This is a genomic window from Bacillus sp. N6 (assembly GCF_052805735.1).
This window is the reverse complement of sequence record NZ_CM127843.1, coordinates 1,339,856-1,359,691: the sequence shown is the minus strand read 5'-3', so window position 1 is coordinate 1,359,691 and position 19,836 is coordinate 1,339,856. Positions and strand designations below refer to the sequence as shown.

Here is a 19,836-nt window from a genome sequence, read left to right as displayed (position 1 = left end):
GTTGTTATCCAACTTTATTTTCTTCGTAAATTTTCTCTCCATCTTCTACAACTAACTTACGAAACTCTTCTAATAAACGGTTCGTATGTGGACCTGTTTGCCCTAAGCCAATCGTTCTACCATCTACTGTCGTAACAGCAATAACTTCAGCAGCTGTTCCTGTTAAAAACACTTCATCAGCTACATATACATCATGTCTTGTAAATAACTCTTCTCTTACGTCATATCCAAGTTTTTCGCCGATTTCTAAAATGGCGTTTCGTGTAATACCTTCTAACGCTCCAGCAGAACTTGGTGGTGTAATTAATTTATTTCCTTTAACAATAAACACGTTATCTCCTGAGCCTTCAGCTACATATCCTTGATCATTTAACATAAGTGCTTCTTGTACTCCAGCTAATTTCGCTTCAATACGAACTAAAATATTGTTTAAGTAATTTAAAGATTTTACTTGAGGGGATAAAACATCGGGACGATTTCGGCGCGTTGCAACTGTTACAACTGGAATCCCTTTCTCATAATATTCTTGTGGGAATAAAGATAATTGTTCTGCAATTACTACTACATTCGGCTTCTTACATGAATCGGGATCCAATCCAAGATTTCCTGCTCCTCTTGATACAACAAGGCGAATGTATCCATTAGATAATTTATTTTGTCGAATCGTCTCAACAACAATATTTGTTACTTCATCTAATGAATATGGAATTTCTAAAAGGATTGATTTTGCTGATTCATACAACCGGACAAGATGCTCTCTCAAACGGAAAACATTACCGCTATAAACTCTAATTCCTTCAAACACTCCATCGCCATATAAATAGCCATGATCATATACTGAAACTTTTGCCTCATCTTTTGGAACAAATTCTCCATTTAAGAAAATCCATTGCTCATTCACTAGAAGCGCCTCCTATGTTCTATGAATTTTTTATTGTTTCCTAGTTTACTCTCCTTTCTAAATAAATCAAGTGAATTTTTAGAAAATTTATAATTTTTAATCGTACGTACTTCTTTACTTATATTGATTTAACAACATTGTTAACGTTTACAAAAAGTCAAAAAATTTTTTTCGCCAATTTCCACTAAAAAAATATTTGTTTAAAAGAAGGATTTTCATCAATTGATGCGAATCTATTGTATTCAATAAACGGACGTCCGATTTTATAAATCCGGGAATATATAACGACTTTTGCTGAAAAAGGGGGAAAATAACAAAAATAGCGCTGTCTAAAAATAACATTCATATTTTTCATTTCGTAATCATAATCCTATTTTTAAAAAACAATTTGTCAAAATGAAGGAGGAAATAAATATGGCGTGTGTACAAATTAAAGGAACGAGACAAGAGGTAGTAGAAATGCTGCAATTATTTGATCTAATGGATACGAAAGGTTTTTGTAAATTCGATAATTACGTAGAGGTAGAACCAAATACGCAAGAACATAATCATTTTATTGCTTCAATCGACATCCATTCAAATACTTCTTCTGCCCAAGATACATTAAACGATCAATTCGTTAGTCAAATGCTTACTGGCGTATATAACGACTAAACAAAGATTTACTTCCTACCGTCTTTTCATAAATGCAGTGAACTTGAGCATACTAGCAATTAGATGGTAGGAGGTGAGAATTATGGCTAGAATTGGCGTTGAAAACTCATTAACAGACGTTCAACAAGCTCTTCAGCAACAAGGTCATGAAGTTGTTACACTTAACTCAGAACAGGATGCACAAGGGTGTGATTGTTGCGTTGTAACTGGGCAAGATTCTAATGTGATGGGCATTGCAGATGCATCAATTAAAGGATCAGTCATTACAGCTCACGGTTTAACAACGGATGAAATTTGTCAACAAGTTGAAAGTCGCACTTAAAAAATGAAAGAGGACTCCTTTTAAAAGGAGTCCTCTTTTTTATATTCACCTAACGGGAAAGTAACATATACTGGATGAAAGCCCTACCTCTCTCTCATCATTACGGTTCCACTGACCGCTCCTTGATTCACTAGTATACATATATAGCTTACAAATACAATTTATAGGGTTTGTTCACAAAAGTTGTTGATAAAATTACCCGATCTTTCGCAAACTTTTCGTATTGCATTCATAAGAGATATTTACTTTACACTAGCTGTAACCGAGACACGAATTAAAATTCTAACACCAATACAATAGCTTGTCAATATTTTTCCGCAAATTAAAAACAGACATTAACGGTTTGTCTGTTTTAGAATGGAGCTTTTTCTTTTATTACATATACAACAAAGCCGCTTACTAACATAAATAAGCCAACTACTAAGTTTTTGATATTAATCATAAATTCCTCTCCCTTATTCCACACATCATATATATTTACATTTCAATTATTCCGATCATCCTAAAGCGCACTTTTTCTAATATATCATAATTCCTAAAAAATGCAAGTTCACTTTTGACGACCATTCACAAATTTATCTACAGTGCTTGGTACAGTATTTAAAGCCTTTTCAATTAAATGTGTACTGCTGTTGAGATGTAATACTTGCACCCCATTAGAACCAACTACTAAAAAAGCTACTGGACTAATAGAAACCCCAGCCCCGCTTCCTCCTCCAAATGGATGCCCTTGCTTGTTCTCTTTATGCTGATTTTGCCCACCGTTATGTTTTTCAGTAATGAAACCCCCTTTAAAATCACTTCCACCAGCTCCAAAACCAAAAGCCACTTGAGATACTGTTAATACAACATTTCCGTCAGCTGTTGAAACCGGGCTCCCAACAATTGTATTTACATCTACCATCTCTTTTAAATTTGTCATTGCCGTTTTCATTAAATTTTCAATTGGATGTTCCATTATGTATTGCACCCTTTCCTCATTATTCCTTTTTATACTTTCCAAAATAGAGGAAGTCATACTAACTTTTCCTATTTCAAGAAAACATTTTCCTCCTTTTAATAGATATTACTGCCCGTTAATGCGGGATAAAAAAGAAAAAGAGATACATACTACTATTGAACCTTGTTATGAAAGGAGCCATGACTTTGACTGAGAAATTTGATGATTATAAAAGAAGAGATAGAATAGATAGTGATTATAGTGACTATAAAGAAGAGTATGCCGCTGAGGTTGCACCACAACGCATTGATTATGATTACGATGATAAAGACGATAAAGATGTTGTAAAATCGTCCGCTGCTGGATCAACTGCTGGTTTTATCGCTCTTGCGCTATCTATCTTATCGCTATTTACATTCCCAACACTATTTGGTCTTGTTTCTGTTTTACTCGGTATTTACGCTTATAATCGCGGAGCTACTGTAACTGGCGGTATCGCTGCAGTTGTCGGTGGGATTGCTGCACTTATCGCAATTTTATTCCGAGTAGCACTTATTGGTTTATTGTTCTCCCTTTTCTAAAAAAGAAAAAGGTATCTCGCTTAACGCGGGATACCTTATCCTGTAAACACATCTTCCGATGGATATTTTATTTTTTGTTTTGCTGGTCGCGCTAAAGAGAACACAAGTGTTAATGGTCCAATTAATCCGCAGAACATAACAAACATAATAATACATTTTCCGAATGCCGATAGCTTTGCAGTAATTCCCATCGTTAATCCGACTGTACCAAACGCTGATATTGTCTCAAATAATAATTGAATAAAGCTGAAGTTTTCTGTAAGCATTAATATAAATACCGCTGCAAAAATAAGTATTTGACTGGCAACAGCAATCGCTAAGGCCCTCGTTACTGTCGACATTTTAATTGTACGCTGAAATAAAACAATTTCCTCCTTTTTTCTAAAGAAAGAAAGGACAGATGTAATTAAGATAACAAACGTTGTTAATTTAATTCCTCCACCTGTTGATACACTTCCTGCACCAATAAACATTAAAATCATCGTAAATAATATAGATGATTCTTCCATACCTCCATAGTCAACCGTATTAAATCCAGCTGTCCGCGGGGTAATACCTTGAAAGAAGGAAGCCCATAGTTTTTCATTTAAAGATAAATTCCCTAACGTCTTCACATTATTATATTCCAATACAAAAATTACAATCATTGCTATAACATTTAGCACTACTGTTCCAATAATCATTATTTTTGAGTGAAGTGATAATTTTCGAAAACTGCGACTATACCATATATCAATTAATACGGTAAAACCGAGTCCACCTATTACAATTAAAGAGCAAATCCCAATATTAATAATGGGATCTCCTACATATCTTGTTAAATTATCTGGCCATAAAGCAAAGCCTGCATTATTATAAGATGCAATCACATGAAAAATACTATAGTATAAACCTTTTCCAAAACCAAACTCTGGAATAAAGCGAAACGATAAAAAGATGACCCCAATAAGCTCAATACAAATCGAAAATATAAAGACACGCTTTACTAATTTTACAAGACCACCTATATTTGTTTGATTAAACGCTTCTCCAATTAATAAACGATGGCGTAATCCGATTTTTTTGCCTAATACCCAAACAATTAAAATGGCAATTGTCATAAGACCTAGACCACCTGTTTGAATTAAAAACATAATAACAATTTCGCCAAACATCGTAAATGTACTTGCTGTATCCACTACTCCCAAACCAGTTACGGTCGCTGCTGACGTTGCTGTAAAGAAAGCATCTACCCAACTAATTTGTGCTTTCGTTGCGAATGGTAACTTTAATAACAAACCGCCAACCACAATTAAGCAGAAAAAACCTAACGCTAATATTTGTGGTGGGTTTAATCGTATAAGACGATTATACAGCCCTTGTTTTTTTGTTACTTCCATATCACTAACTCCCTTATTAAAGTGAAGCTTTCCCCTCATAAATAAAAAGCTTTTTAAAAGCCCTTAAAGAATTGGGACAAACCTTATATTCTTATAATATAGTTGAGCATAATCCTTTTTTTCATAGATTACAACTTTTATTTATATTCAGACTTCTTTTTCTTTTATGCTGGAAAACTATATATCCTAACTCAATATTGCTAGCAATAACAATTTCATATGTACTATTTTTCAAATCCCCATATCTTTCACTCTATGTTCACATAGAGGTCACATTCACCTTTTATAGTATATGTATCGAAGCTGTTCCTCCCTAATTTATAAGACATTCCCCAGTGTCTTTGAATAGCTTCCATCCCTAATTAAATTGACATTAATTGTCCCCTTCCCTTGACCATCTTATATGTGATGGTCTTATTTTTTTGTCTTTCTATCTTTTATTTAAAACTTCCTCTCTCTTTCACTCGATGTTCACACAGAGGTCACATCCACCTTTTATAGTATATATATCGAAGCTGTTCCTCCCTAATTTATAAGACATTCCCCAGTGTCTTTGAATAGCTTCCATCCCTAATTAAATTGACATAAATTGTCCCCTTCCCTTGACCATCTTATGTGATGGTCTTATTTTTTTGTCTTTCTATCTTTTATTTAAAACTTCCTCTCTCTTTCACTCGATGTTCACATGAGAGTCACACCTATCTTTTATAGTATATGTATCGAAGTTGTTCCTCCCTAATTTATAAGACATTCCCCAGTGTCTTAAAGCAACTTCCATCCCTAATTAAATTGACATAAATTGTCCCCTTCCTTGACCATCTTATAAATGATGGTCTTATTTTTTTGTCTTTCTATCTTTTATTTAAAACTCCCTCTCTCTTTCACCCTATGTTCACATGAGAGTCACACCTATCTTTTATAGTATATGTATCGAAGTTGTTCCTCCCTAATTTATAAGACATTCCCCAGTGTCTTAAAGCAACTTCCATCCCTAATTAAATTGACATAAATTGTCCCCTTCCCTTGACCATCCTATGTGATGGTCTATTTTATTTTCCAAACACAAAATCAATCTATCTGTACTTAAATAAAAACCTAAAAATTCAGAAAAAAATGTCAAATTAGGGATTTTTTCGGTATAATTACTTTAGGAAGGAATTTCGCAAAAACAAAAGGGGGGATTTTATTGAAACAAACAAAAGCAATCTTAATCGCATTATTTCTAGGTCTAGTTGTTGGACTCACTCTAAATTTAGCCGCTCCATCTATCTTTGAGCCACTAAATCAATATGTGTTCAACCCAATTGGTCAATTGTTTATTCGACTTATTAAAATGCTAGTTGTTCCTGTTGTGTTCATTTCTATCGTACTTGGTGCTGCCGGCCTTGGAGATCCGAAACAACTTGGAAGAATCGGTTTAAAATCAATTTCATTCTTTCTCGTAACAACTGCGGTTGCCATCTCTATAGCGGTTACATTTGCACTTATTATAAAACCAGGAGCTGGCGGTAATTTTAAAACAGAAGGTCTTAAGTATGAAGGTGCAAAAACTGAAACATCTTTCGTCGACACATTGCTAAATATCGTACCAGATAACCCAGCAAAAGCGATGGCTGACGGAAACATGTTACAAATCATTGCCTTTGCCGTATTGATTGGACTCGGTATAGCTATTTTAGGAAAACGAGTTCAAGGTATCCATTCATTACTTGAACAGGGCAACGAATTAATGATGTATCTCGTTAATCTCGTTATGAAATTAGCCCCAATTGGAACATTCGGTTTGCTCGCTTCATCCGTTGGTAAAATGGGGCTTGCAGGCGTCGCTGCGATGTTCAAGTATATGATTGTCGTTATGTTAGTACTCATTATTCACGGGGTCTTTGTATATGGTGGCTTATTAAAGGTATTAGCAAAAGAAAGTATTGTTCGTTTCTTTAAACATTTCGGACCAGTAATGGCAATTGGATTTAGTACATCTAGCTCTAATGCATCACTTCCATTTGCAATGAAAACAGCACAAGATAAGCTTGGCGTTCCAAAAGCGATAAGCTCATTTGTACAACCACTAGGGGCAACTATTAATATGGATGGTACTGCCATTATGCAAGGGGTGGCAACTGTATTTATCGCTCAAGTATACGGAGTTGAACTTACATTACCGCAATTAGCTATGGTCGTATTAACTGCTGTACTAGCTAGTATCGGTACTGCTGGTGTACCAGCTGTTGGACTTGTAATGCTTACAATGGTTTTAAATCAAGTAAATCTACCAGTAGAAGGTATCGCTTTAATTATCGGCATTGACCGTATTCTAGATATGTCTAGAACAGCTGTAAACATTTCTGGGGATGCAATTTGCGCAATGATTGTCGCAAAATCAGAAGAAAAATATAATACTGATCAATCGGCAGCATCGTAAATCAAAAAAGGAGTGAATATATTCACTCCTTTTTTGATTTACTCCCTTTTTTAGAACGATATTCTTCCCCTTTATTATCATTACCAGTTTCAAATTCAGTGCTAAATTCCTGATTAAACTGGCCGGACTTTGGTGATCCTTGATTACCGCTCCCTTTACTACCGTTACGATTCGTCATATTTCTCCCTCCCTTCCTTGTATTAGTAGTATGGCGCTCTATCTTTTTTCATACACATTTTATTTTTTAACATCTATTACACACGAAAGAAGACCTTCCATATATAAGGAAGATCTTCTTTTTCATCACGTAAGCGTTTTCTTGTTTATAATCACTTAAATAAGTTTTTTGGAAATCGAAATCATTACATTCATTTCATCTTCTGAAAGTGTAGAGAATCTTTCTTGTAAATATTGTTTTTTCGCATCTTCCATTTTCGCAACTAAATCTTTCCCTTGTTCTGTAATCTCTAAATACACAACTCGGCGATCTGATGTAGAACGTGAACGAGTTACAAAACCTTTATTAATTAATTTTTCTGTAACAGCTGTAATATGACTATTCGACACATTTAATTCATTTGCTACACGCGATACCATTTCTTTATTCGTACGATTTAATATTCTCAGGACGATGAATTCATTCCACGGTATGTAACCACCGAATATTTTTCCGATATCATTACGCAATGTGCGAAACATAGCAAACACATTTGTCGATAGTTCTTCCATTAATTGCTCTCGATTTTGAGACAACTTTGACAGCTCCTTTTATTTCATTTAGTTAAATAAAAACCTTATTAATAATTTTACATGAAATCTTACTTTTTGTCACCTTATTTCCCCATAATTCGTAGTTTTTTAATATGTATTTCATGATAAAATGAAGTTAACTTCCAGAAAAAGGGGGTATTTTAATGCATGAGGAGGAGAAATTCTCAAATCTCAGCCTAAAAGATAAAACGATTATCATTAGTATTATCGCTCTTTTTCTCATTATAATTTTTGCATTTATATTTTTTATATATGTAGGAATCTTTCAAATTACAGGTATAGAGTATAGTTCACGTACTGCGTTACTTCTCTTTTTTTATTAATCACTTTCTTAGACAGTATTACATTTTTCATCTTCAGTTTCTTCAAAGCGCTGCTATATCCACTGACACAAAACATGCCAAATTGGATTTCTATTACTCTTTTCTCATTCATTGAAATTACACTAGATTGGTTCGTCATTCATACTGCTGATGATTGGATAGAAAGCGTACAAATGTCCAACATAGCTGAATTATGTGTCGTACTATTCTTTTTCCTCTTAAATAAATTATTAAGTGACGAGAAAGAGTAAGAATACAAGCTTTTCTATATAAAAATTGGTACAATGAAAGCAAATCTTACTAAAGAGGTGTTAATTATGAACTTACAACAATGGGCTGATAAAGGTATGTCCTTTGATACATATGTGAATGAAATGCAAGTAAACCAATACGAGCTACTACACATTTACAATAACTTTTTAATTCCAAATGAATTACTTCCTGTATTAGAAGAACGTCAAAATGACGGCTGGCGTGTTATCGTATTAACTGCTGATTGGTGTGGCGATGCTCTTTTATGCGTACCTGTTATGAAACGAATTTCTGAAGTTGCAAATATTGAAATGAGTTTATTAATTCGCGACGAAAACTTAGAATTAATGGATCAATATTTAACAAATGGAACAGCACGTGCGATTCCAATCTTTATTTTCATTGATAAAGATGGAAATGAACAAGCCGTCTTTGGACCACGCGCTCCAAAAGTACAAGAATTAGTAACTTCAATGCGCGCTACATTACCTGAAAAAGAAGATCCAACATTCGAAGAAAAACAAAAAGAAATGTATGCTAATTTCCGTGCTACATTAGCTGATGATACTTCTCTTTGGGAGCATGTAATGGAAAATATGGTGGAAAAAATAGTAAAATAAAAAAAACCTGCCGAGCTCGGCAGGTTTTTTTATTACATAATGAAGAAATAGAATACCGCAGCTAAAATGAAACGATAATAAGCGAACGGTGTTAGTTTCACACGAGATAATAATTTCAAGAATGAAACAATTGCAAGCATCGCAACAACGAATGCAGTTACAAATCCTGTTACAAATAGCGTTATATCTGCTGAGCTTAATACATCCCAGCTTTTAATTAAATCTAATCCACTTGCAGCTACCATCATCGGTACCGCTAAAATGAACGTATATTCAGCTGCCGCTGTATGCGACACGCGAGCTAATAAACCACCACTGATTGTAGAACCAGAACGAGAGAATCCTGGCCAAAGAGCTAAACATTGAAACATTCCAATTGTAAATGCCTGTTTATATGTGATTTCATCTAACGTTCTTGCTGTACTTGGTTTTGAAAACTTCTCAGCAACAATCATTAAAATACCACCGGCTACTAAGCTAATAACAACTGGTCCTGGACCAAATAAAACCTCTTTAATAGTGCTATGGAATAATACGCCAAGTATCCCGGCAGGAATCATCCCGATAATAATATGTAATAAATTTAACGATGGTCCGTCTGTTACTTTACCTATTCCAACTAACGACCATAGACGCTTCCAAAATATAACAACAACTGCTAAAATCGATCCCAATTGGATAACAACTTCAAAAACTTTCGCTCTCTCATCGTCAAATCCAATTAAATGTCCTGTTAAAATCATATGTCCTGTTGATGATACTGGTAGAAACTCTGTTAACCCTTCAACAGCACCCATGATTAAACCAATTAACCAATCAGCCACAAGTAGTGCCTCCTTAATAACAAATAATATGTAATTTTTTCACACCTTATCATAATACCTTATCCCTTTTCAAAGTGCATCCTTTTTTTATTGGTTTCATATGTTTTAGGCGCGTATTTCTTTTCTAATCTTTGATTAAATTGTATGATAGTAAGAGTTTGTTTTTTTATATGGAAAGGGGATTTTATGAAAGAAACTACTTCATTTTCACAAAAGTTAAAGCAATTTGTATTACTATTTTTTCCGATTTTCGTAACGCAAATGTCATTATTTGCGATGAGTTTTTTTGATACAACAATGTCAGGACATGCAAGTCCAACTGATTTAGCAGGTGTTGCAATTGGAACAAGTATATGGCTTCCAGTTAGTACGGGATTAACAGGAATTTTAATGGCTACTACTCCCATTGTTGCACAACTCGTCGGATCCAAGAAAAAAAAGGACGTTCCCCACGTTGTCATACAAGCAGTTTATTTAGCAATTTGTGCTAGCTTCGTTGTTATCCTCATCGGTTTCTTCGTCGTTTCACCTATTTTAAACGGCATGCGCTTAGAAGAACCTGTGGAACGAATTGCAGCTCAATTTTTAAGTATTATCGCAATAGGAATTATACCTTTATTCACTTACACTGTTTTACGTGGATTTATTGATGCATTAGGAAAAACTCGCACAACGATGATTATTACATTACTATCATTACCAATTAACGTAATATTAAATTACCTATTAATTTTTGGTAACTTCGGTTTCCCAAAGCTTGGTGGTGTCGGAGCAGCAATTGCTTCCACTGCAACATATTGGTGCATTTTAATTATTACAGTCATTATTATTCAGACGAAAGAGCCTTTTGCCTCTTTCAACATTTTCAAACAATTATATCGCCCTTCTCTTTCGAGTTGGACAACATTCTTAAAGCTTGGCGTTCCTATCGGATTTGCTATTTTTTTTGAAACGAGTATTTTCGCTGCGGTAACGCTCATGATGAGTAATTTTAGTACGACAACTATTGCAGCTCACCAAGCAGCTATGAACTTTGCTTCCTTGTTATATATGACTCCGCTAAGTTTAGCAATGGCAATGACTATTGCAGTCGGATTCGAAGTTGGAGCAAAACGTTACGATAATGCAAAACAATACGGACTGATTGGAATTGGATTAGCCCTTGCCTTTGCTTTATTATATTCAATTCTTCTCTACTTCTTTGATAATCAAATTGCTTCTATTTATACGACAGATGCAAAAGTTCATCATTTAGCAAAAGAATTTCTTATCTTTGCGATTTTATTTCAAATTTCAGATGCAATTGCAACCCCTGTACAAGGAGCTCTGCGTGGGTATAAAGATGTAAATGTTGCTCTAATTATGACTTTAATTGCTTATTGGATAATAGGTCTACCACTAGGTTACATATTAGCAACATATACAGAATGGGCCGCAAAAGGTTATTGGATCGGTCTTATTATCGGTCTAGCATTTGGCGCTGCCTTCCTCCTTATCCGTCTCTTTCAAGTACAACGAAAATATACAACACAAAACAGCCGCTAATAATAAAGCGGCTGTTTTCTTTATGCATATTTTTTCTTGTAACGTATAATATAATGAAAAAGAAAGGTGGGTACATATGGACGACAAAGAAAAAAAGCAATCATTCGATGAAGAATTTGCCCCTGAAATTTCACCTGGATATCGGCAAGATGTACATAAGCCACCTAAATATAAAAACACTTCGTTTTTAATGGGCATTACCATTTTCGCCGCTGTATTACTCATACTTATCATTTTCGTTTATTTTTGATGAAAGGTGGCCTATTATATGAAGAAACAAAATTCCAATCGTTCCAAAAGAACTGTTAAAACACAAAAAGGATATGCAGGCGATTCTGTTCATACACTTAAACAAGTGGAGCAAGGAAATTTATATATTGCTCAAAAAGAACTTGGTCAACAAAATGAAAATCTTTAAAGGTCCTTGATTCCTTGAGGGCCTTTTTATTCCGCATTAAGTAGTACACCCCCAAATGATCTATTGAGCAATGAATTTCCTTTATTGTACGCGCTGCTTTTGTTCTAGCACCATAAATATATTATTAACCTTTACAATTTTCACTTCATAATTCAATTTCATTTCGCTTCTCTTACCATTTTCAGTACCCGCAACGTACGCTACAGCTTGATAGAGAAAACTCTCATCTGTCTCTTCACGTATCTCCTCGCTTGTAAATTTATACTCTAAATTTTGAAAACGATTGGGATAATAATTTTCTATTAATTGTTCATACCCTCTATTTAAAAATAGTTCTTCACCTTTTCGTTTCACATCTTCTTTATTATTAAACTCAAACACGGATAGTTGCTCGGTCACAAAATGCTCTCCTACCTTTTTCATTTCATTATGAGTTAAATTTTCTATACTTTTGTTCTTTAATTCCTTATTTAACTCGTACTGATCAATCGGTTTAAAGGTAGCAAAAACCTCCTCTTTATATGACCAAAACAATACAAAAGCGATACATAGAGAAATGATTAACAGTCTTTTTTTCGTAATACTCCCGCCCTTCTTCATAATGATAGCTATATTTTAACATATAGAAAGAAAATTCTGATATCATAAAGTAGAATAACTTAACTCAGAAACGAGGAACAATTATGGACTCTTACAAACATTATATAAAAGAAGCTTTGCCTAATCTTTCTATACATTCATATAAACAAAATGAAGAAGGTTGGGATAATGTAGCAATTATAGTAAATGATGAGCTACTGTTTCGTTTCCCGCGAAAACAGGAATATGCAATGCGAATTCCGTTAGAAAAAGAACTATGCACACTTCTCTCTTGTTCACTACATGAAATTAAAGTTCCAAAGTATCACCTATTCTATAAAAAGGAGACTGATGCTATTCCGCTTTGTAGTTACTATACTCTCATTCATGGTGAACCTTTAAAAACAGAAATAGTTACTACACTAGAAAAACAAGAACGAAAAGCACTTATTACACAATTAGCAACTTTCCTTGCTGCTCTACATAGTATTCCTCTAAAAAGTGTTACAGCGTTAGGATTCCCTATTGAAAAAACACTTACCTACTGGAAAGAGCTACAAACTAAATTAAATCAGTATGTTACTAACAATCTTACTTCGTTCCAGAAATCAGCCTTAAATCGTTTATTCGAGAATTTCTTTGCCTGTCTAGCTACATCTAAATTTCAAAATACAATCATTCACGCTGATTTTACACATCATCACATTTTATTTAACAAGCAGAACAAACGCATTTCAGGTGTTATCGATTTTGGTGATGCGCAAATTGGCGATCCTGCTTTTGATTTTGCAGGACTATATTATGATTTCGGACATGAGTTTACTACATCTGTATATGAACAGTACAGTACACTTATTTCTCATCATGATCCATTACTCATTCACCGCATTACTACCTTTTATCAATATAGTCCTTTACTACATAATATTATTTATAACTTTGAATCAGAGAATGAACTCGAATTCATTACAAGTACAGAACAACTAAAAACGATATTACAGGGATGAGATTACATTCTCTCCCTATATACTCTCTCCTCATACATCATTAACTTTTTATCCATTTCAACAATAACTTTATACAATTGAAATGCCTGTAGGATTTGCAGTTGAATTTCAAAAGGAGCATTTTGTTCTTTTAACCATTGAAATACTTTCGTTTCATCTTTCATTGATTATTCCTCCCTTTATCCCGCTATTTGCGGGTAGCCCGATTGACCCCCACTGATTAAAGTTTCACTTTATTAAAATCTGCTACAAATATACCGTAAATGATGAAAAGCTTTTCATGTCAATAACAAAAAAGGATGCAAAGTTGCATCCTTTAATGAACTATATTTTTCTTCTGTTTCGCTTCTTTCTTTACTTCTTCCCCTTGGCATTCACTACGAAACGCACAACTTATACACTCAGAACGTAAATGACGCTCTGTATAGTGCTCAGGTTGCTGTAACATTTCTTTCATTCTAGATAAATCAGCCATTCCAGTTATAATATCTTCCTGTTTCGGAATGTACTCATACTTAGTTCCTTCTATTAAATTAATAACTTCAATTTTTCCTGGAAGAACGCCGAAAGCTTTATAACTGAATACTGTCATTAGCTTCTGACAAAGAGCAAGCATTTCCTCATCCGCATCGACAACATACTTTTTAATTACAAACGACTCAGCATTCCACTCACCAACTTCAAATGTCAATGACATGTGGACACCTAACTCTTCCATATATGTTTGAAACTTCTCGTATAAAAACAATGGTGGTGTCTGACTATCATCCCTTTCAACAAACTGTAATAAGTGATCCGTTAGCTTCGCTAATACAATATAGTACTCCGTCTTCGAAGCAAACATATTAATCCTTACTTTTTTCCAATACTTTTCTATTAATATTAAAAGTACAATTTTCGTTTGTTGACCCGCAGGTAGCGTGTAATACCCGTTAATAATTTGATTCACAATCATTTGCGCTATTTGTTGCCATTCAAATGAAGAAGGTTCTCTTCTTTTTATATGACGAAAATAAAATTTATGCGGACACCGCATAAAATCATACAAATGATAATCTGTCATCGTTTTGATTGAGATTTTCTCATGCACTTGCTCTTCAGCTCCCTTCTGCCATTAAGAAAGGTGTTTTACAAATTCAGCTCCAAACTGTAAACATTTTTCTACATCTTCATCTTCTGGCGTTAATTCTACTTTTAGTCCTTCTAACACAACTGCTGCTCCGCGCTCTTGTAGCTTTTCTATTAAAATATCAACCGCCACTCCGTATTTCGGATAAGCCGAATCACATGATCCGAATACTGCCGCTTTTTTCCCAGTTAAATCAATAGAATCCATTGCATCATAAAAATCTAAGAAATCATCAGGAAGATCACCATCTCCCCATGTGTATGCACCTAAAATAATTCCATCATACTGTTCCAATATAGAAGCTTCTGGTGAATCCATAATATCAATAACTTCAATTTCATTTTCTGTTTCACGAATTACGCCGGCAATATGGTCAGCCATTTCCTCTGTATTTCCACTCATACTTGCAAAAATCATTACTAACTTACTCAACTGAACCTCTCCCTTTACTTTGTATCTCTTTTTCTGTTTGAATGCTCTTCTTCTCATCTACATATTCAGACCGAATTACATTTCGTTGCCATTCCATATGCTGATCAACATCTTTATTTTTATCTTTTAATCCCCTCCGTAGAAGGTGAAATTTTTTTCTCATTAACATGTCGCATCCATCCTATTGATAATAATTATCAATTTCAACTATATTTAGATTAATTGACATTGATTATCAATGTCAACAACTATTTTTAAAAAAATGATTAAAATGTACAAGCTTGTCCGTTAGCTATTCATATACTATAAATGAGCATAGTTCTTTCTCAGCCCTCTCTGACGGAAAGAAATAAAAGCAACTGCGATAGAGCGCAGTTGCCTTTTTTTGTTTTTCTATGATTTTAGTAATCTTATAGTAGTCTCTAAAAATAGCTCCACTCCACAAATTAATGCTGCTTCATCCACGTCAAATTTCGGATGATGATGTGGATAACAAGTATATATATTTTCATTACCTGTTCCTAATTTAATGAAACAACCGGGTGCTTTTCTTAAATATGCTGAAAAATCTTCCCCACCCATAGAAGGTTCAAGCTTCACAACACGCTCATTCCCAAACAAATGTAGTGCACTTTCTTCTACTATTTTCGTAATATATTCATCATTAATAACCGGATCATATCCATATCGATACGTATATGTATACGATCCTCCATGTGCTTCTGTAATTCCTTTCACAATTTTTTCGATTTTCCCTTCTGCTTCCACCCTCAATGCTTGATTAAATGAACGAACAGTTCCCATTAAAGTTGCTGTACTAGGAATAATATTGTCAGCCACTCCCCCATGAAACTGCGTAACTGAAAGGACTCTTTGCATGAAAGCACTTGTATTTCTAGATACGATATGTTGTAGATTTGTAATAATCTGCGCTCCGATAGCGATAGGATCTATCGTTTCTTCTGGCCGCGCCGCATGCCCTCCTTTGCCTTGGATCTCAACTGTAAATACGTCTGGTGCTGCCATCATCGGTCCATATACAATTCCTACATTCCCACTTTCCAAGCCAGACATAACATGTAAACCTATTACATAATCAACACCGTCCATAACACCCGCCTCGACCATTTCTTGTCCACCACCAGGGTATACTTCTTCTGCATGCTGAAAGAATAGACGAATTTCTCCTACAAACTCTTCCTTCATATTATTAAGCACCTCTGCAGTACTTAATAATATAGCTGCGTGAGCATCGTGCCCACATGCATGCATCATTCCTTTATTCACAGATGTATAAGATTTACTTGTCTCCTCTTGAATTGGCAAAGCATCTATATCAGCTCGAATCGCAATTACTTTCCCTTGCTTCACACCCCTTTTGATTGCTAGTACACTATACTTCGTCGGTCTCGTTACTTCAAAAGAAGAAAATGAGCATAATGTATCATATATAAATTGCGAAGTTTCTTTTTCATGAAATGATAATTCCGGATACTTATGAAAATGCCTTCTCCATTTCACGATATTTTCTTCCGAAATTAGACTCTTCCACACTCTATTCATGATAATTTCCTCCTTTTCAAAAGAACTAGAAATTTTAAATTTTACTCCGTCTTAAATGATTAATAAAAACAAATACTGCATTTTTACGTATTCTTATAGTCCACTTTTATGTATTCACACAATCCACTTTCTATTTACATGTCAAACCCATTACAAATTCATGCTGAATGTAATATAATTGCTAAGTTAGGGATTTTCTTTTTTAGTATTTAGTGCTAATATCAGAAAAGAGCCTTTTGACTTATTTTTACCTAAAATGTGGGATTTTGTTTTTTTCACAATAATGTAGGACATGATACCTACAAAGAGCTATTATTTCATTAAGAGAGGGAAAGACATGGAAAGATTAAAAGAGATATGGTCTCGACCACTCACACAATGGGTTGCAAAGACGGTTTATTATCTTGCAATTTTATTTGCATTACTTTGGTTGTATGGATTCCATGATACAAACACAAGTACATTTATTTACAATGAATTCTAGGGTGGGAACGTTATGAAGTTATTAGAACAAATTGAAAAGTGGGCTGCAGAAACGCCTGATCAAACCGCTTTTGTTTGGCGAGATGCGAAAATTACGTACAAACAATTAAAGGAAGATTCTGATGCGTTAGCACATTGGATTTCTTCTGAGTATCCAGACGATCGTTCACCAATTATGGTGTATGGCCATATGCAACCTGAAATGATTATTAACTTTTTAGGATGTGTAAAAGCTGGACATGCTTACATTCCTGTAGATTTATCTATCCCAGCTGATCGTGTACAACGTATTGCTGAAAATTCTGGTGCGAAATTACTTTTATCGGCAACAGCAGTAACTGTAACTGATTTACCAGTTCGCATCGTAAGTGAAGACAACTTAAAAGATATTTTCTTTACTCATAAAGGGAACACTCCAAATCCTGAACATGCGGTAAAAGGTGATGAGAACTTCTACATTATTTACACATCAGGAAGCACAGGTAATCCGAAAGGGGTTCAGATTACTTATAACTGCCTTGTTAGCTTTACAAAATGGGCTGTAGAAGATTTCAACTTACAAACAGGGCAAGTATTCTTAAACCAAGCACCTTTCTCATTCGATTTATCTGTTATGGATATTTACCCATCATTAGTAACAGGTGGTACGCTTTGGGCAATCGATAAAGATATGATTGCGCGTCCAAAAGACTTGTTTGCTTCTTTAGAGCAATCGGATATACAAGTATGGACTTCCACACCTTCTTTCGCAGAGATGTGTTTAATGGAAGCATCTTTCTCTGAGAATATGCTACCGAACATGAAAACATTCTTATTCTGCGGTGAAGTGTTACCAAATGAAGTAGCTAGAAAATTAATTGAGCGTTTCCCGAAAGCAACAATTATGAATACGTATGGTCCAACAGAAGCTACTGTCGCTGTAACAGGTATTCACGTGACAGAAGAAGTGCTTGATCAATACAAATCACTTCCAGTTGGCTATTGTAAATCAGACTGTCGCCTTCTTATTATGAAAGAAGATGGCACGATTGCACCTGATGGTGAAAAAGGTGAAATCGTAATTGTCGGTCCAAGCGTAAGCGTTGGATATTTAGGAAGCCCTGAATTAACAGAAAAAGCATTTACTATGATTGACGGTGAGCGTGCCTATAAAACAGGCGATGCTGGCTATGTTGAAAATGGTCTTCTATTCTATAATGGTCGTCTTGATTTCCAAATTAAGCTGCATGGTTATCGAATGGAATTAGAAGAAATTGAGCATCACCTTCGTGCGTGTTCTTACGTAGAAGGAGCAGTTATCGTTCCAATTAAAAAAGGTGAGAAATACGATTATTTATTAGCGGTTGTTGTTCCTGGGGAGCATTCGTTTGAAAAAGAATTCAAATTAACATCTGCAATCAAAAAAGAACTCAATGAGCGATTACCAAACTACATGATTCCACGTAAATTCATGTATCAATCTTCTATTCCAATGACACCAAATGGAAAGGTAGATCGCAAAAAATTATTGAGTGAGGTTACAGCATGACCGCATATGGATCATTTTATTTTTTCGCTATAGTGGGCATTTTATTAATACCTACTATCATAGCTGGATTAAAAGGTAAAATGTTGCGTAAATATAATGCCGTTTTAACATTAGTCATGATTGCTATTATCTTCTCGGATAAACCGAAGCAAGCGATTATGTTAGCCGCATTTATTATTTGGCAATATGCCCTTATTAAAGGCTATTTAATTTTAAGAAAACAAAATAATAGTACATTCATGTTTTGTGTAGCTGTTATTTTATCGATTTTGCCACTTATTTTGGCAAAAGTCGCACCATTTGTACCTGAATTGCATTTTATTGTTTTCGCAGGTATGTCTTATGTAACATTTAGAGCTGTACAAATGGTCTTTGAAGTTCGTGATAATTTAATTAAAGAACTTTCCTTCTTTAATTTCTGGGAATTCGTTTTATTCTTCCCTGCGATTTCAAGTGGACCTATCGATCGTTACCGTAGATTCCAAAAAGATATTCAAAAGCCGCCTAGTGCTGAGGAATATCAAAAGTTACTATATACAGGGTTTAACCGTATTTTCCAAGGTTTCCTGTATAAATTTATAATCGCGCACTTGATAACAACATATCTTGTAAAGGCTGTATTCGCCAATCAAGATACACTTTTATCTAATGTGATTTTTATGTACGCTACTAGCATGCAATTATTCTTTGACTTTGCAGGTTATAGTGCGTTCGTAATTGGTATCAGTTATATGATGGGAATTAAAACGCCAGAAAACTTTAATAAGCCATTCCTTAGTCGTAATATTAAAGACTTCTGGAACCGCTGGCACATGAGTTTATCATTCTGGTTCCGTGATTTTATTTACATGCGTTTCGTCTTTTTTGCAACGAAGAAAAAGTTAATTAAAAACCGTTACACAATTTCGTATATCGGTGCATTTTTAAACTTCTTCATTATGGGAATTTGGCACATCCAAGGAAGCGCTGTTGCGCAGTATGTTATTTATGGTCTATATCATGCCGCACTGTTTATTTTATTTGATATTTTCGAACGAAAAAACAAAAAGCATAAGTTTTGGCCAAACAATAAATTTACACACGTCCTTGCGATTGTAATTACGTTCCACGTTGTATGTTTCGGTTTCCTAATTTTCTCTGGACACCTTAACAGATACTTTTAA

The 19,836-nt window shown here is 34.6% G+C and carries 25 protein-coding genes and 1 pseudogene; 13 read left to right on the top strand and 13 right to left on the bottom strand.

The genetic code is table 11. The features are described from left to right. Positions 1-4 precede the first annotated feature (4 nt). Entirely contained in the window at positions 5-901 is an 897-nt protein-coding gene (ilvE, locus tag ACUXVC_RS07085) for a branched-chain-amino-acid transaminase (RefSeq protein ID WP_001005486.1), read from the bottom strand. 414 nt (positions 902-1,315) lie between these two features. Between ilvE and ACUXVC_RS07080 the strand changes: the two genes are divergently transcribed. Together ACUXVC_RS07080 and ACUXVC_RS07075 are read left to right on the top strand one after the other, a co-directional pair. Beyond that, on the top strand, positions 1,316-1,555 hold the full coding sequence (locus ACUXVC_RS07080; protein WP_000752514.1) for a DUF3911 family protein: 240 nt from the start codon (positions 1,316-1,318) through the stop codon (positions 1,553-1,555). Positions 1,556-1,637: 82 nt separating this feature from the next. Then, positions 1,638-1,877 (top strand): YkuS family protein, encoded by a 240-nt coding sequence (locus ACUXVC_RS07075; protein WP_000101021.1) that lies wholly within the window; start codon positions 1,638-1,640, stop codon positions 1,875-1,877. 352 nt (positions 1,878-2,229) lie between these two features. On the opposite strand, the gene ACUXVC_RS07070 is transcribed toward ACUXVC_RS07075, so the two are convergent. Beyond that, positions 2,230-2,319 (bottom strand): hypothetical protein, encoded by a 90-nt coding sequence (locus ACUXVC_RS07070; RefSeq protein WP_000608227.1) that lies wholly within the window; start codon positions 2,317-2,319, stop codon positions 2,230-2,232. Between the two features lie 108 nt (positions 2,320-2,427). After that, the gene (gene ytfJ, locus ACUXVC_RS07065; RefSeq protein ID WP_002093915.1) at positions 2,428-2,895 is read right to left on the bottom strand and encodes a GerW family sporulation protein; all 468 of its coding nucleotides are present in this window, start codon (positions 2,893-2,895) and stop codon (positions 2,428-2,430) included. A gap of 128 nt (positions 2,896-3,023) precedes the next feature. Here ytfJ and ACUXVC_RS07060 point away from each other — a divergent pair, with 128 nt between their 5' ends. After that, positions 3,024-3,398 carry a hypothetical protein gene (locus tag ACUXVC_RS07060; protein WP_000136546.1) on the top strand — a complete coding sequence of 125 codons (375 nt, stop codon included), beginning with the start codon at positions 3,024-3,026 and terminating at the stop codon, positions 3,396-3,398. Between the two features lie 35 nt (positions 3,399-3,433). Here the strand turns inward: ACUXVC_RS07060 and ACUXVC_RS07055 are convergent, their stop codons facing one another. Next, positions 3,434-4,777: a TrkH family potassium uptake protein gene (locus tag ACUXVC_RS07055; RefSeq protein WP_090975918.1), complete on the bottom strand. Its 1,344-nt coding sequence runs from the start codon at positions 4,775-4,777 to the stop codon at positions 3,434-3,436. Positions 4,778-5,963: 1,186 nt separating this feature from the next. On the opposite strand from ACUXVC_RS07055, the gene ACUXVC_RS07050 reads away from it, so the two are divergent. After that, the gene (locus ACUXVC_RS07050; protein ID WP_095691171.1) at positions 5,964-7,199 is read left to right on the top strand and encodes a dicarboxylate/amino acid:cation symporter; all 1,236 of its coding nucleotides are present in this window, start codon (positions 5,964-5,966) and stop codon (positions 7,197-7,199) included. Between the two features lie 22 nt (positions 7,200-7,221). Here the strand turns inward: ACUXVC_RS07050 and ACUXVC_RS07045 are convergent, their stop codons facing one another. Together ACUXVC_RS07045 and ACUXVC_RS07040 are read right to left on the bottom strand one after the other, a co-directional pair. Then, positions 7,222-7,377: an imidazoleglycerol-phosphate dehydratase gene (locus ACUXVC_RS07045; protein ID WP_095691172.1), complete on the bottom strand. Its 156-nt coding sequence runs from the start codon at positions 7,375-7,377 to the stop codon at positions 7,222-7,224. Between the two features lie 155 nt (positions 7,378-7,532). Then, positions 7,533-7,952: a MarR family winged helix-turn-helix transcriptional regulator gene (locus tag ACUXVC_RS07040; RefSeq protein WP_000081434.1), complete on the bottom strand. Its 420-nt coding sequence runs from the start codon at positions 7,950-7,952 to the stop codon at positions 7,533-7,535. A gap of 161 nt (positions 7,953-8,113) precedes the next feature. Here ACUXVC_RS07040 and ACUXVC_RS07035 point away from each other — a divergent pair. After that, positions 8,114-8,544: pseudogene (locus ACUXVC_RS07035) on the top strand (YrvL family regulatory protein). 33 nt (positions 8,545-8,577) lie between these two features. Beyond that, on the top strand, positions 8,578-9,165 hold the full coding sequence (locus ACUXVC_RS07030; protein WP_002040836.1) for a thioredoxin family protein: 588 nt from the start codon (positions 8,578-8,580) through the stop codon (positions 9,163-9,165). A 32-nt stretch (positions 9,166-9,197) separates the two neighbouring features. On the opposite strand, the gene uppP is transcribed toward ACUXVC_RS07030, so the two are convergent. Then, positions 9,198-9,989, bottom strand: a complete 792-nt coding sequence (gene uppP, locus ACUXVC_RS07025) for a bacitracin resistance undecaprenyl-diphosphatase (RefSeq protein WP_000796253.1) — start codon at positions 9,987-9,989, stop codon at positions 9,198-9,200. Between the two features lie 186 nt (positions 9,990-10,175). Between uppP and ACUXVC_RS07020 the strand changes: the two genes are divergently transcribed. The 3 genes from ACUXVC_RS07020 to ACUXVC_RS07010 all read left to right on the top strand — a co-directional run bounded on the left by ACUXVC_RS07020 (position 10,176) and on the right by ACUXVC_RS07010 (position 11,952). After that, positions 10,176-11,534, top strand: coding sequence for an MATE family efflux transporter (locus ACUXVC_RS07020; protein WP_029441800.1), 1,359 nt, complete (start codon positions 10,176-10,178; stop codon positions 11,532-11,534). Positions 11,535-11,610: 76 nt separating this feature from the next. Continuing rightward, positions 11,611-11,784 (top strand): hypothetical protein, encoded by a 174-nt coding sequence (locus tag ACUXVC_RS07015; RefSeq protein ID WP_000341062.1) that lies wholly within the window; start codon positions 11,611-11,613, stop codon positions 11,782-11,784. Between the two features lie 18 nt (positions 11,785-11,802). Beyond that, positions 11,803-11,952 carry a hypothetical protein gene (locus tag ACUXVC_RS07010; RefSeq protein ID WP_000744623.1) on the top strand — a complete coding sequence of 50 codons (150 nt, stop codon included), beginning with the start codon at positions 11,803-11,805 and terminating at the stop codon, positions 11,950-11,952. 81 nt (positions 11,953-12,033) lie between these two features. Here the strand turns inward: ACUXVC_RS07010 and ACUXVC_RS07005 are convergent, their stop codons facing one another. After that, the gene (locus ACUXVC_RS07005; RefSeq protein WP_095691174.1) at positions 12,034-12,552 is read right to left on the bottom strand and encodes a biotin transporter BioY; all 519 of its coding nucleotides are present in this window, start codon (positions 12,550-12,552) and stop codon (positions 12,034-12,036) included. Positions 12,553-12,635: 83 nt separating this feature from the next. On the opposite strand from ACUXVC_RS07005, the gene ACUXVC_RS07000 reads away from it, so the two are divergent. Further along, complete coding sequence (locus ACUXVC_RS07000) at positions 12,636-13,538, top strand: aminoglycoside phosphotransferase family protein (protein WP_053564926.1); 903 nt, start codon at positions 12,636-12,638, stop codon at positions 13,536-13,538. Between the two features lie 2 nt (positions 13,539-13,540). On the opposite strand, the gene ACUXVC_RS06995 is transcribed toward ACUXVC_RS07000, so the two are convergent. The 5 genes from ACUXVC_RS06995 to ACUXVC_RS06975 form a co-directional block, all read right to left on the bottom strand. Beyond that, positions 13,541-13,702: a hypothetical protein gene (locus tag ACUXVC_RS06995; protein ID WP_000651086.1), complete on the bottom strand. Its 162-nt coding sequence runs from the start codon at positions 13,700-13,702 to the stop codon at positions 13,541-13,543. Positions 13,703-13,854: 152 nt separating this feature from the next. Beyond that, positions 13,855-14,628, bottom strand: coding sequence for a hypothetical protein (locus tag ACUXVC_RS06990; RefSeq protein WP_095691175.1), 774 nt, complete (start codon positions 14,626-14,628; stop codon positions 13,855-13,857). A gap of 24 nt (positions 14,629-14,652) precedes the next feature. Continuing rightward, on the bottom strand, positions 14,653-15,099 hold the full coding sequence (locus ACUXVC_RS06985) for a flavodoxin (protein WP_000041153.1): 447 nt from the start codon (positions 15,097-15,099) through the stop codon (positions 14,653-14,655). Continuing rightward, entirely contained in the window at positions 15,092-15,268 is a 177-nt protein-coding gene (locus tag ACUXVC_RS06980; RefSeq protein WP_000929009.1) for a hypothetical protein, read from the bottom strand. The genes ACUXVC_RS06985 and ACUXVC_RS06980 overlap by 8 nt, the downstream gene beginning before the upstream one ends. Before the next feature lie 224 nt (positions 15,269-15,492). Beyond that, a complete protein-coding gene (locus tag ACUXVC_RS06975; protein ID WP_095691176.1) occupies positions 15,493-16,662 on the bottom strand; it encodes an amidohydrolase in 1,170 nt (389 codons plus the stop codon). A gap of 337 nt (positions 16,663-16,999) precedes the next feature. On the opposite strand from ACUXVC_RS06975, the gene ACUXVC_RS06970 reads away from it, so the two are divergent. Genes ACUXVC_RS06970 through dltB form a run of 3 tightly spaced genes read left to right on the top strand, consistent with a single transcriptional unit; the run spans position 17,000 to position 19,836 of the window. Beyond that, on the top strand, positions 17,000-17,146 hold the full coding sequence (locus tag ACUXVC_RS06970; RefSeq protein ID WP_000440293.1) for a teichoic acid D-Ala incorporation-associated protein DltX: 147 nt from the start codon (positions 17,000-17,002) through the stop codon (positions 17,144-17,146). A 12-nt stretch (positions 17,147-17,158) separates the two neighbouring features. After that, positions 17,159-18,673 (top strand): D-alanine--poly(phosphoribitol) ligase subunit DltA, encoded by a 1,515-nt coding sequence (gene dltA / locus ACUXVC_RS06965; RefSeq protein WP_000770502.1) that lies wholly within the window; start codon positions 17,159-17,161, stop codon positions 18,671-18,673. After that, on the top strand, positions 18,670-19,836 hold the full coding sequence (gene dltB / locus ACUXVC_RS06960; RefSeq protein WP_053564929.1) for a D-alanyl-lipoteichoic acid biosynthesis protein DltB: 1,167 nt from the start codon (positions 18,670-18,672) through the stop codon (positions 19,834-19,836). Before dltA ends, dltB begins: the two co-directional genes overlap by 4 nt.